Annotated in this window: 13 protein-coding genes and 2 pseudogenes; 5 read left to right on the forward strand and 10 right to left on the reverse strand. The window is 42.3% G+C overall.

The features are described from left to right. The 7 genes and pseudogenes from H6G40_RS04905 to H6G40_RS04935 all read right to left on the reverse strand — a co-directional run. Nucleotides 1-201 (reverse strand): annotated as a pseudogene (locus H6G40_RS04905) (hypothetical protein); the annotation flags it as partial. Nucleotides 202-254: 53 nt separating this feature from the next. Further along, complete coding sequence (locus H6G40_RS04910; RefSeq protein ID WP_190537347.1) at nt 255-545, reverse strand: DUF4347 domain-containing protein; 291 nt, start codon at nt 543-545, stop codon at nt 255-257. Between the two features lie 213 nt (nt 546-758). Continuing rightward, a pseudogene (locus tag H6G40_RS23875) lies at nt 759-1167 on the reverse strand (type II toxin-antitoxin system VapC family toxin). 5 nt (nt 1168-1172) lie between these two features. After that, the gene (locus tag H6G40_RS04920; protein ID WP_002733873.1) at nt 1173-1433 is read right to left on the reverse strand and encodes a hypothetical protein; all 261 of its coding nucleotides are present in this window, start codon (nt 1431-1433) and stop codon (nt 1173-1175) included. Between the two features lie 325 nt (nt 1434-1758). Then, nucleotides 1759-2874: a TIGR03032 family protein gene (locus H6G40_RS04925; protein WP_190537349.1), complete on the reverse strand. Its 1116-nt coding sequence runs from the start codon at nt 2872-2874 to the stop codon at nt 1759-1761. A gap of 539 nt (nt 2875-3413) precedes the next feature. Continuing rightward, nucleotides 3414-3752 (reverse strand): XisI protein, encoded by a 339-nt coding sequence (locus H6G40_RS04930; protein ID WP_002732736.1) that lies wholly within the window; start codon nt 3750-3752, stop codon nt 3414-3416. After that, nucleotides 3737-4156, reverse strand: a complete 420-nt coding sequence (locus H6G40_RS04935; RefSeq protein WP_002764234.1) for an element excision factor XisH family protein — start codon at nt 4154-4156, stop codon at nt 3737-3739. Before H6G40_RS04935 ends, H6G40_RS04930 begins: the two co-directional genes overlap by 16 nt. Nucleotides 4157-4671: 515 nt before the next feature. Between H6G40_RS04935 and chrA the strand changes: the two genes are divergently transcribed. Beyond that, nucleotides 4672-5829 carry a chromate efflux transporter gene (chrA, locus tag H6G40_RS04945; protein ID WP_069474987.1) on the forward strand — a complete coding sequence of 386 codons (1158 nt, stop codon included), beginning with the start codon at nt 4672-4674 and terminating at the stop codon, nt 5827-5829. Nucleotides 5830-6091: 262 nt separating this feature from the next. Here chrA and hisG read toward each other — a convergent pair whose 3' ends face one another. The 3 genes from hisG to deoC all read right to left on the reverse strand — a co-directional run bounded on the left by hisG (nt 6092) and on the right by deoC (nt 8398). Further along, the gene (gene hisG / locus H6G40_RS04950; protein WP_002794444.1) at nt 6092-6739 is read right to left on the reverse strand and encodes an ATP phosphoribosyltransferase; all 648 of its coding nucleotides are present in this window, start codon (nt 6737-6739) and stop codon (nt 6092-6094) included. 60 nt (nt 6740-6799) lie between these two features. Beyond that, nucleotides 6800-7591 (reverse strand): HAD family hydrolase, encoded by a 792-nt coding sequence (locus tag H6G40_RS04955; RefSeq protein WP_069474986.1) that lies wholly within the window; start codon nt 7589-7591, stop codon nt 6800-6802. Between the two features lie 129 nt (nt 7592-7720). Then, nucleotides 7721-8398 carry a deoxyribose-phosphate aldolase gene (deoC, locus tag H6G40_RS04960; protein ID WP_190537352.1) on the reverse strand — a complete coding sequence of 226 codons (678 nt, stop codon included), beginning with the start codon at nt 8396-8398 and terminating at the stop codon, nt 7721-7723. 159 nt (nt 8399-8557) lie between these two features. Between deoC and acnB the strand changes: the two genes are divergently transcribed. The 4 genes from acnB to H6G40_RS04980 all read left to right on the forward strand — a co-directional run bounded on the left by acnB (nt 8558) and on the right by H6G40_RS04980 (nt 12911). Next, complete coding sequence (gene acnB, locus H6G40_RS04965; protein WP_190537353.1) at nt 8558-11167, forward strand: bifunctional aconitate hydratase 2/2-methylisocitrate dehydratase; 2610 nt, start codon at nt 8558-8560, stop codon at nt 11165-11167. A gap of 139 nt (nt 11168-11306) precedes the next feature. Then, entirely contained in the window at nt 11307-11600 is a 294-nt protein-coding gene (locus H6G40_RS04970) for a BrnT family toxin (protein WP_002735016.1), read from the forward strand. Then, entirely contained in the window at nt 11548-11814 is a 267-nt protein-coding gene (locus H6G40_RS04975; protein WP_002746336.1) for a BrnA antitoxin family protein, read from the forward strand. Before H6G40_RS04970 ends, H6G40_RS04975 begins: the two co-directional genes overlap by 53 nt. A gap of 131 nt (nt 11815-11945) precedes the next feature. Further along, nucleotides 11946-12911 carry a hypothetical protein gene (locus tag H6G40_RS04980; protein WP_069474983.1) on the forward strand — a complete coding sequence of 322 codons (966 nt, stop codon included), beginning with the start codon at nt 11946-11948 and terminating at the stop codon, nt 12909-12911. Nucleotides 12912-12921: the final 10 nt, after the last annotated feature.

Below are 12921 nucleotides of genomic sequence, written 5' to 3' on the forward strand. Positions count from 1 at the left end.
TTTATAGAGTTTGTCAGCGAAACGTTTTTTTGTCTTTGCTGAAGCGGTAATCCGTTTGAGTTCTTTTTCTAGGGATTCGGGAATTTTTGTCCAATCAATTAGTTGGTGAACTTCAGGAAAAAAGAAGTATAAAAACGCTTCAAAATACTCGGTTAATGCTTCTTTCCAGGGTTCATCATAATTGGCGGTTGTTGGGTTCATTTGAGTTGTCCGCTTACTCTTAGGGGTGAAGCGCGATAGCGTAACGCACCGATTTAATAATAGAGGTGAATGGTGGTAATCTGGGGATTTTGTTGTAAAAAAGCGGATATTTGTTCGATTCCGTCTTCGTTGGGAGAGAGAATAACGGTGGCGACTTCTGGAATTACTCCAGCTTGGAGACTTTGATAATCGGTAACACCAGCATCGAGGAAAACTACGGTAGCGGTTAAACGCTGATTTCTCGCACTATCCACCCGATTAGCTTGACTCAAGCCATCAGATTGAGCAAAATTGCACAAAACATCGTCAACAGCAGAAAGGCTCGGCAAAAGGGTAGAAGTCATGACGTTAACCGCAAAAGATTAATGCGACTATTTTGTGCAAACAATCCCGAATTTTTCAAGGTTTCTATAACAAAAATTAACATTTATACAAGAAACCGGGTTTCTAAATAGGCGTTTTCTCATGGTTTCTTGAAAAAAACCATTTTCTCAGTTTCGTGGGTTGTTGCAAGATATGCAATCTGAACGACGTTCATAAATTGTATTTTTATTAGTTTATGGGACACAAACAATTCCTAATCCTGCCATTTGACGAATATGATCATCAAAAGCGAATACCTTAAATATTTGTAAACGATGAGCCATAACTAAAATAGAACAATCTGTGTAACTCCATTTTTTATCATTGTACTGACAGAAAGCTTCCAAATATTGCCAGATCATCGCTATCTGACACATTGATATAACGATGATCTTCTCTTAGTATTTGACCCACTTGGATTGAGGCTCGACTAGATACCTTGCTCCGAATCCAAGTCACAGTTTCATCGAATACCGATTCGAGAATAATCCAATTATTATGAGGATTTTCTAAGTAATATTTTTGAGCGCTTTCGTGATGAGTTTCAGATTTGACAAAAAAGGCAATTAAAGCAGAAGTATCAACAATAATTTCTTTGTCCACAATTTTTAATAAATAATTTCATCGATGTTTTCAGCGTAGTTAGTTACAACTTGACCCCGATTATCTTGTCCGATAATATATTTAGGCTCAGGTTGGACAATTTCTAAACTTCCACAAAGTTCCCAAGTACGAGTCTTAGTAATATCTGGTAATTCAGCTTGAACATAATTTTCCAAAGCTTTGATAACAATCTCTTGAACCGAGGATTTTTGTTCTTGCAAACGAGATATTAATTCGTCGGGAATTTCGATCAATATTTGAGTCATTGATAAACCTTAGAGATTAACGTTGTTTTACTAACATTATAGCCTGTTTGTGAATTATAACCAAGAGACGCAAATGCAATTACCTGAATCAGTTACCAAAAGGCTAACAACTGTTCACTGATTCAGGTGATTCGCCATAAGTCCAGAAAACGGGTTTCTTGAAGAAACCCGTTTTCTAGATATTGATTTTTGCCAAAGACTGCTTAAATTCTGCGAGAGAATTAGCAGTAGCTGCTAATTTTAGTAGCTCTTCTAAGATAGTAGGGTTAGTCATTTTAAGGAGTTGACATGATTTTTTCCTGAATAAAGAGTAAAAATTAAACAATTAAGCCCCTAAAGAAGGCACCATCCACACCGATTGAGTGCCGTCGAGGTCGGTATCTGGTCCAATTAGCGCCGGGTTGCGGTAGCCCGGGAGGACGGAGACGGCGAAAACCTCCTCCACGCCGCTATTGAACCAAAAAGTCGCCACCAGTTGACTGGTAGCCAGGTTGACAATAGCCAACCCGCACCGCAATTGATTACGTCGCTCATCCAGGGGTAAACCGCCAAAAATCGCAGTTTCCCGGATTTGGGACAACCCGACAAAGGCGTGACCTTCCCAACAGTCTAAACCCCGGGTAAAACCGGGCAATTCCGCCACGATTTCCGTGCTACCAGTTTGGGGATGCCAACGGTTCAAGGTTCCATAACCGGAATTGAGGAAATAGAGATTACCCTGGTAAAGACGGGGAGAATGGGGCATGGCTAAACCCCGCAAAATCACCTCTCCCCTAGCCACATCAATTAAGCATCCGCCCTGGGCCTTATTCTCTCGCCAGAGGCTTTCCTCGTTGGTTTCCCCCAATGCCGTTACATATACGGGAGTGCCGCTATTTTCAGCCATAGCCAAGCCATTGAGGTGGCAGCGGTCTCCGGGGACTAACTCGGTAATAAAGGGCGGTTTCCACTGGGGTAGAAAACTCCAATTTCCTTCGATAGTTGCCAGACAGTTAAATAGGGTATTGACCACCCAAAGGCGATTACTGCCAAAGGCCAAATCATGACCCATAATCGGGCCGGTGAGGTGAGAGGAGCGGGCCAAAAAGGCGATATCCTGTTCCCCTTCCGGTTTAATCTGGGGGGCAATCTCTCGATTAGCGGGTAAATTCCAAATTGCCTGACGAGCGCCCACAGCAATTCCGGTAGCGGTTCGGGTTAAACCCATTGCTTGGTCAAAATGGGCGAAACTCACCCGTATTTGTCCTTTATAAGTGCCAATGCTGGCCACTCGTCCCGCTTGGTAGGTGGAAATCAACACTGAGAGGTCAAGCTGGTTGAGTAATTCCGGCAGATTGAGGCTGTACTCATAATTGACCGGCACTGCTTGGCGCTGAGATGGACTCGCTGCTGGCTCTTGGGTATCTGAAAACTGGTTAGTCTTGGGCGGCAAGCTGTCCATAGAGTTTTTTTTGCATGGATTAGAATCGATTGTGATAATTGATTATTGTTTATGGTTTGTTGACTAAGGGGTTCTAATTAATCCCCCCTTGCCCCCCTTAATAAGGTTTGATCCCCCCTTGCCCCCCTTAATAAGCTATCCCTTATAGGGATCTTTCTTAACAATTTTTGCAGTAAGCACTCCAACCCTTATCCTGACTTGATTTCAGTTTTTTCTTTGTTTTGTAAGGGTGTCAACAAGGAATATTACAAATTGTTAACCGAGTCTTGAAAGCCTTGTGCTACAAAGGTTTGAAATGTTAAGAAAGATGTGACTAAAGGACAGCTTAATAAGGGGGGTGGTGATGGGTTTCAGTTGGCATTAATGGGTTCTATTATAGACAAATTAATCAATATTATTTATAAAGTTTTCTTAACTTTTTTTGTATCAAATTTACCTGAACGGTAGTATTAAATACTTATGATTGAGTTTGTATAAAACACTTTTGCAATTTAAGCTTGTGTATAAAGTTTTATACACAGATTCAACATTTCTGGTCACTAAGCCACAGCAAATCCCGTATATTTGCGTATTTTAGGATAACGAAAACCCAGGACTATATCTTCTTTGGGAATACCTGCCTCCATCAAATCAGTAGCTATGCCTTCCTCCGTTTCATCACATTGAATCCAGACTTTATCGACAACCAAGCTAAGGTGAATTGGTGTTGCATGGAGATACTTATTACCACTCCAACCGAAATCTAAAACTAGATAATGTCCTCGTTCATCATCAAATATAACCTGAGAAGTGTAGCCATCAGGTAAAGTAGCACGATAGTTAGCATGATTCTGGAGAACAGTCTTAATAATACCTTGATATTTTAATCGGGTATCCATTGCACGATTACCTCACTTTCATCATCAAAGACAATTAATTTCACAATCTGATTCTTTAGCAATACCTGCCCTAATTCTATACTAAAAACACTGTTAAAAGTTGGCTGAGATATGGCCAGATAAAGAACTCGCTCAACTTTCATCTCGTTAAGGATTTGACGATACAAGACGTACTGCCCCAAAGCTTGCTGTAAATCCTTTACGTCAGACTGTCCTACAAAGCTTTTCACTTCAACGACAATTTTCCGCAATTCTTTCTCCGCACTGATTAAGCGTTCTGCTCCCAAATCAGCGGATAAACGCTTCTTGCCAATTTGAAGTGGAAAAGGATCGTGAGTGATTGCCCACCCGTCCTTCTCTAAAGCAAGTTTTACAGTGTCGTGGTAAATATCTCTTGCAGACACAAAAATTCAGAGGATAAATACTCTAATCAGCAGTATAGCAAATTTTTCTGTTCTCAAGACCTCTTGTAAAAATCAAAAGACGAGTGCCTACAGCAATTCCGGTAGCAGTTCGGGATAATTGACCGACACTGCTTGGCGCTGAGATGGACTCGCTGCTGGCTCTTGGGTATCTGAAAACTGGTTAGTGTTAGGCGGCAAGCTGTCCATAGAGTTTTTTTTGCATGGATTAGAATCGATTGTGATAATTGATTATTGTCTATGGTTTATTATGGTTTCAGTTGGCATTAATGGGTTCTATTATAGACAAATTAATCAATATTATTTATAAAGTTTTCTTAACTTTTTTTGTATCAAATTTACTTGAACGGGAGCATTAAATATTTATAATTGAGTTTGTGTAAAACACTTTTGCAATTATGGAATTTTGGAATTGATGAAATCTAGCCAAGAATTTAACTTAAGCTTATTCTTTTGGATATAAACTTGATTCTAGAAAAACTATTGGTAATCAGAAAATGCTGACTTCATCGCCTCCCAATCTCTCGCAACTTGCCCTTTTATTTCTCAAAATCGGCATTATCGGTTTTGGTGGTCCGGCTGCCCATATCGCTTTAATGGAGGAAGAAGTGGTTAAGCGTCGCGGTTGGATGACTAAGGAGCGATTTCTCGATTTGGTGGGGGCAACTAATCTGATTCCCGGTCCTAATTCCACGGAAATGGCCATTCATATCGGTTATATTTTTGGTGGTTTAGCGGGTTTAATAATCACGGGGGTTTGTTTTATCACTCCTGCGGTGTTAATTACGGGTTTTCTAGCTTGGATTTATACTACCTACGGGACTTTACCGGATGTGGCTCCGATTTTTGCGGGGATTAAACCGGTAGTAATTGCGGTGATTTTTCAGGCCCTCTGGCGCCTAGGCAAAAAGGCACTGAAAACCCGTCAATTACTCTTCATCGGATTGGGAGTTATCGGATTATTAATCTTAGGTTTAAATGAAATTATCGCTTTACTGTTAGGGGGAATTATCGGGATGTTTATCCTAAAAAAATTCGCTACTTTTCCCCTGATTGTGGCAGGAATAGGCGGTGCGACGGCGGTTGCTACTCCTAGCAATATCCCACCGACATTAACAGGATTAGGGCTATTTTTTCTCAAGGTGGGTAGTGTTTTATTTGGTAGTGGTTATGTGTTAGTTGCCTTTTTAGAAGCGGATTTAGTGCAGGGGAGAGGATGGTTAACCCAGCAACAATTATTAGATGCTATTGCTGTAGGTCAATTTACCCCCGGTCCAGTGTTATCTACAGCCACTTTTATCGGTTATCAAATATTAGGAGTATCGGGGGCAATTGTGGCAACTCTAGCGATTTTCTTTCCTTCTTTTATCTTTGTTTTATTACTTAATCCTCTTATTCCTAAACTGAGAGAATCGGCTTGGGCAGGGGCTTTTTTAGATGCAATTAATGCTAGTGCTGTGGCTTTAATGGCAGCGGTAATTTTTAATTTAGCTCTAGCTACTTGGTTACAACCCTACGGGAATTTACCTTTTAATTTATTGGCTATCATTCTATCTCTTATCTCCGCTATTCTTTTACTACGTTTTCAGGTTAATTCTACTTGGTTAATTCTTGCTGGCGCGCTTATTGGTTTGCTCTTAAAACAATTAGGTTAGGGGGAAATAAGTCAATGGTTCTAATTGAATATTAAGATAGATTTTGCCTTTTATCCCCCCTTAATTCCCCCTTGATACCCGCTTAATAAGGGGGGTGCTGATCCCCCCTTAATCCCCCCTTAATAAGGGGGGCGCTGATCCCCCCTTAATCCCCCCTTAATAAGGATTGATCCCCCCTTGATACCCGCTTAATAAGGGGGGTGCTGATCCCCCCTTAATCCCCCCTTAATAAGGGGGGTGCTGATCCCCCCTTAATCCCCCCTTAATAAGGGGGGCGCTGATTCGTTAAACTGAGCTTTTCTACCCAGTTGTAGATCTGATCGCGATTTAGTCTATAGCTTAGAGGATGGGCGATTAATCGAGCGCTACTAGCAAATAATTCGGCAATTTCTACTAAACCATTTTCGCGTAAAGTTCGACCAGTGGAAACTAGGTCAACTATCGCTTCTGACATCCCCGTAATCGGGCCTAATTCTACGGAACCATAGAGAGGTATAATCTCGACGGGAATATCTAAACGACGAAAATAATCCTTAGCACAATTGACAAATTTTGAGGCAACTTTACCGTGATGGGGAATATCTAAGGGACTTTGATAGGGACTATCAGCAGGGACAGCTACCGACATCCGACAATAACCAAATTTTAGGTCAATTAAATTAGCCACATCGGGAGATTTTTCCAATAAAATATCATAACCGGCGATGCCTAATTGTGCCTGACCGTATTCTACATAAACTGGTACATCTGTGGCTCTGACTAATAACGCTTTCGCTTGGTTAGTGGGATCGGTAATCTGTAATTGGCGATTTTTTGAGTCAAGAAAGGCACTAAAATCTAAGCCAATCTTTTGAAATATTTGGATACTTTCGTTTAGTAAAGCACCCTTCGGTAAGGCAATTGTTAGCATAGAGGGAATTATGAATTGGGGTGTGGGGTTTTTCAGTGAACAGTAAACAGTAATCAGTAATCAGTGAACTGAAAATTCGCCTCTGATAACCGAGATGGCAGTAAGTTCTCTAATGACCACATCAGCTAATTGTAAATCTTGATGGTTTTCCGGTTGCCAACTAATTGCGATCGCAGCTGCTGATTTTGCCTGTTTAGCCATTTCCCAATCGGCCCTAGTATCCCCTATCATCAGGGTTTTGTCCACTGGGGTCCCCAAAGCTTGACAGGTTTCTTGCAATAATAAGGGATCGGGTTTACTTAAACCTCGATCGCAGCCCCGAACAATTTTAATATAATTTAATAGGTGATTTTCCTTGACAAATTGCTCAACTCGTGCTGTGGTATCGGAGGAAAGAATCGCCAATTGTAAACCGGCCGCGTGCAGATAACGAATTACTTCTAAACATTGGGGATAGAGGGGATTTAAGCGGGGGGGAACCTTTTCATCGGCCGCTTGAAAGGCCGCTTTTGCGATCGCCATGGCCGTTAACCAATCCCGGCCGGTGGAAGCAATACAACCGGCAGCGACGATATGATTATCTCTGCGGCTGCCCACTGCCATTAAACCAGCAGGATTGAGACTATTTGCCCCAATACCGAAAGTTTTGGTTAATAAAGACTCTAAACCAGGGATTTGCGATTCAATGGCTTGTATCCGGGCTATAGCTCGATCGTACCAGAAAGCTCGCGAATCCTCTAGCGTACCGTCCTTATCAAAAACAATCCCTTGAATATCTCTAAATTCTCGATTACCACAGCGAATTATCGGCAAATAAACCTCCTTATTTTTATCTATATTGTCAGTCATCATTTTAGCTTTCAGGATTAAGGAGACAGGATTCAGGAGACAGGAGATTATTTCTATTTATTCTCCCCATCCCCCCACTACCCCACTACCCCACACCCCACTTTCCTATACCTTTTAAAACAGGATTTAGTATTACTCCTCAAAAGCAGCTTTTTGCTGACGGACTAAATCGACACCGCGAGAAGTCCCCAGACGGGTGGCCCCGGCCTGGATAAGAGCGATTGCTTGTTCAATGGTGCGAATTCCGCCGGATGCTTTAATTCCTACCCGGCCTTTGCTAATTTCCTTGAGAAACTTCACATCGCTAACCGTTGCTCCTCCAAACCAGCCGGTACTGGTTTTTAGATAACTCACTCCTGCATCCATGCAAATTTCTGCCGCTAAACGTTTCTCGGTGTCCGTTAGTTGCGAGGTTTCCAGAATCGCTTTCACTGTCTGGCCAGTTTCCTGACAAATACTAGCAATTTCTTGGAATAATTCCTCGGATTTCCCATCTTTTAGCCAACCGAGATTAATAACCACCTCTAACTCCTTAGCACCATTATCTACGGCTTCTAAAGCCTCATAACGTTTAACTGCGGAGGTAGTGGCCCCTGCGGGAAAACCAATCACGGTAGAAACTAAAGTTTTTTTGCCGTGGAGTAACTGCACCGCTTGCTTAACGGCAGCGGGATAAACGCAGACGGTGGGAAAATGATATTGATCAGCCTGTTGACAGTAAGCCTCTAATTGTTCCCTGGTGGCGGTGGGGATGAGGAGAGAATGGTCGATATATTGTGCTAAATCTAGATCAGAATCGGTGATAGCCATTATCTACGCCTCAATATAGTCAATCGATCGCTATTTTCTCATTTTATGGAAGTCACACAGCAAAGTCATCTCTCGTTAACCTAGAAATTCCGAGACTAGCAAAAATCCAGTAACCTAGGAAGAAACCGTCACAAGTGAAGACTAGGAGACAATAGACCTATGTTAGAAGCGTATCATCAGCACGTTGCCGACCGAGCGAAATTAGGTATCCCTCCCCTTCCCCTCAACGCTCAACAAACGGCGGAATTATGCGAAATACTCAAAAATCCGTCCGAAGAACTCAAAGGAGAATTGCTGACCCTGCTGCGTGACCGTGTTCCCCCCGGAGTTGACGAAGCGGCCTACGTTAAAGCGGGATTTTTAACAGGAATTGCCAAAGGTGAAATAAAATCTAGCGTTATCTCCGCTCAGGGTGCGGTTAGCTTACTGGGAACCATGGTAGGTGGTTATAACGTTCATTCTCTGATTGAACTGCTGAAATCCAGAGATATTAATATCGCCGCCGCTGCTGCCAGCGCTTTAAGTAAAACCCTGCTGGTATTCGACGCATTTAACGAGGTTTTGGAATTATCCGACACCAATCCCTATGCTAAACAGGTCATCGATGCTTGGGCCAATGGCGCTTGGTTTATCGCTAAACCGAAACTTGCTAAAGAAATTACCGTCACCGTCTTCAAAGTACCGGGAGAAACCAATACAGATGACCTATCTCCTGCCCCCCATGCCACCACCCGGCCCGATATTCCCCTTCATGCCTTGGTAATGTTAGAAACCCGTCAACCGGGGTCCTTAGAAACCATTGCCGAATTGAAAAAATTAGGCCATCCGGTCGCCTATGTGGGGGATGTGGTTGGGACTGGTTCCAGCCGAAAATCGGCAATTAACTCGGTTCTCTGGCATATCGGCGATGATATTCCCTTTGTACCTAATAAACGTGCTGGTGGCTATATTTTAGGTAGTAAAATCGCCCCTATCTTCTTTAATACTGCTGAAGATTCCGGCGCTTTACCGATTGAATGCGATGTTAGCCAAATGAACACGGGGGATGTGATTAAAATCTATCCCTACGAAGGCAAAATCACCAACGAAGCGGGCGCAACTATTAGCACTTTTAGCCTCAAACCTGAGACAATTCTGGATGAAGTGCGCGCCGGCGGTCGTATTCCCCTCTTAATCGGTCGCAGTCTCACCGATAAAACCCGTCACGCCTTGGGACTTGAGGCTAGTACCCTATTTACTCGTCCAACTATGCCTAGTGACACGGGTAAAGGTTACACCCTAGCGCAAAAAATGGTCGGCAAAGCTTGCGGTTTACCCGGGGTGCGGCCGGGTACTTCCTGTGACCCAATTATGACTACGGTAGGGTCTCAGGATACCACCGGCCCGATGACCAGAGACGAGTTAAAAGAGTTAGCCTGTTTAGGTTTTAGCGCCGATTTAGTCATGCAGAGTTTCTGTCACACGGCAGCCTATCCCAAACCGGTTGATATTCAAACTCATCACCAATTACCGGACTTTTTCTCTACCCGGGGTGGGGTGGCTTTACGTCCGGGAGATGGCATTATTCATTCCTGGTTAAATCGGATGTTATTGCCGGATACGGTGGGGACTGGAGGCGATTCTCATACTCGTTTTCCCCTGGGAATTTCCTTTCCTGCGGGGTCGGGTTTAGTGGCATTTGCGGCCGCTTTGGGAGTAATGCCTTTGGATATGCCGGAATCGGTTTTAGTGCGTTTTACGGGGGAATTACAACCCGGTGTAACTCTGCGCGATATTGTTAATGCTATTCCCTACGTTGCCATGCAAGAAGGCAAATTAACCGTGGAAAAACAGAACAAAAAAAATGTTTTTAACGGTCGTATTATGGAGATGGAAGGGCTGCCGGATTTGAAATTAGAACAGGCTTTTGAGTTAACCGATGCCACGGCGGAACGTTCCTGTGCCGGTTGTACGATTAAGTTAAGTACCGAGACAGTGGCGGAATATTTACGCTCTAATGTGGCCCTGTTAAAAAATATGGCGGCCCGGGGTTATAGTGATGCCAAAACTATCCTACGTCGGGTAGCAAAAATGGAACAATGGTTAGCTAATCCTGTCCTGATGGAGGCGGATAAGGATGCCGAATATGCGGATATTATCACCATCAACTTAAGCGAGATTAAAGAACCCATTGTCGCGGCACCCAATGACCCCGATAATATCAAGTTAATGTCGGAATGTGCCGGGGATAAAATTGATGAGGTGTTCATCGGTTCTTGTATGACTAATATTGGTCATTATCGCGCCGCCGCTAAGATATTAGAAGGCGCAGGAGTTGCTAAGGCTAAACTGTGGATTTGTCCCCCCACCCGCATGGATGAAAAACAATTGCGCGATGAGGGAATGTATGGCATTTTTGCCGCTTCTGGGGCCCGTACTGAGATGCCTGGATGTTCCCTTTGTATGGGTAATCAAGCGCGGGTTGAAGACAGAGCGACGGTATTTTCTACCTCGACTCGTAACTTCAATAATCGCATGGGAAAAGATGCGCGAGTCTATCTCGGTTCCGCTGAATTAGCGGCGGTTTGTGCGCTGCTAGGACGCATTCCCACCCTTGAGGAATACCTGGCAATTGTCACCGAGAAAATTAATCCTTTTGCCAGCGATTTATACCGCTATTTGAACTTTAATGAAATCGCTGGTTTTGAGGATGAAGGCCGGGTAATTCCCCTAGAAGATTTACCTAAGATTGAGGATATCTTAGGGATTCCTTCTGGTGTTTTGAGTTAGTTGACCGGTTATGGGTCATTTTGATCGAGGCGAAAGATTTCTTTTGATTTCGATCAAGATGACCCCTCTAACGATCAAATTTTCGACAATTATAGGATTTTTTTCGATATACGGAATGACAACTCGATAAAATAAAAATATGAAATTCGAGTGGGATCGACAAAAGAACCGAGCGAATATCATCAAGCACGATCTAGACTTCGCGGACGCGCAGCGGATATTTGAACATCCCATTCGAGTTTCCCTTGACGAACGAGAAAATTATGGCGAAGATCGATTGATAGGAATCGGTACGCTCGATGGCCGAGTGGTAGTTGTCGTTTTTACAGAACCGAGTAGAGATACAATTCGTATTATTTCACTTCGTAAAGCTTTACCCTATGAACGAAAACGATATGAACAATACCTCCGAGACGAATTGGGAGAAAGTTGACGCTCTTACGGAAGAGGAAATCGACACATCCGATATTCCGCCCTTAACCGAGGAGTTTTTTAGTAAATCGCGGTGGTGGAAACCTGTAGAGAAAGTAAATGTTCTTGTTCAAGTAGATCCCGAAACCCTAGCTTGGTTTCAATCACAGGGCGAGGATTGTGAACAAAAAATGTCCGCCGCTTTACGGATTTATGCGGAGGCTCACAAAGTATAGTCAAGTTTAGTTCGGGTACAAGCCACACAATAAAAAAGTTCGCTATCATTTTGAGCGGGATGAAAAGCCACACAATCTCATTTACCAATAAATCGCCTTAAATGAAATGATAAAAGTGAGTACGAAAAATTATGATTATAGATGTACCGACTGGAGATGATTTTAAATCCGCTGGCATTGATTTTTTAAATCTGGCTTGGGATACGCTGATAAGTTTATCTACAAAACTTAAGGATGCGGAATATTTTTATAATGTGTATTATAGCGATGAGAATGAAGAAGTAATCGATCAATTGTCATCTGAGCAATATTGGAAACAAGCACAACGTCCATTGAGTACAGCCCTTTCCCTTATTCAACAAGGAACCGAATTTCTCTTAAAAGGTCATATTGCTACAGTTAGCCCGTATTTACTAATTTCAGGAGATCCGAGTAATTATCCCAGTAAATCTCATGAGCGCAATATCCGTTTTAGTGAATTTAAAACAATTGATGCACAGGATTTAGTCAAAGTTTATAATACCGTATCGACTGATCGATTACCAGATAACTTTCGACAAAGATTTGAAGATTTGAGAAGCAAGCGAAATATAATTATGCACACTGTAGATCCTGAATTATATATAAAAACTAAAGATCTGTTTGTTGAAATTCTAGAAATTTGTCATTATTTGATAGAGCCAAACTCGTGGATAAAAATTCGAGGACAATTCATTCAAAATGAACCTGAATCTGTTCTATATAGCTCTGAAACCAGAGAATTATATAATTTGCTGCCTTTAGAAATAAACCTTGTAATTGATTTATTAACACCTTCAGAAAATAATAAATATTTTAATTTTAATAAAAAAACAAGACGTTATTTCTGTCCTAGTTGTTATAGTGGTTTTAGGGAAGATTACGAAGACGAACAGATTCCAAGATTAGCTCAACTAATACCTAATGAACCAACTAGCAACACTATTTATTGCCTTGTATGTAATGAATCTTATGAAGTATTGCGGGAAGATTGCACAGCTGAAGATTGTCTGGGTAATGTCATAGATCCTGATGATGGTACATGTCTTACCTGTGGTTCGGACAATTTTCGAGATTAATTGTTGAAAT

The organism is Microcystis viridis FACHB-1342, assembly GCF_014698335.1.
Taxonomy (GTDB): domain Bacteria; phylum Cyanobacteriota; class Cyanobacteriia; order Cyanobacteriales; family Microcystaceae; genus Microcystis; species Microcystis ichthyoblabe_A.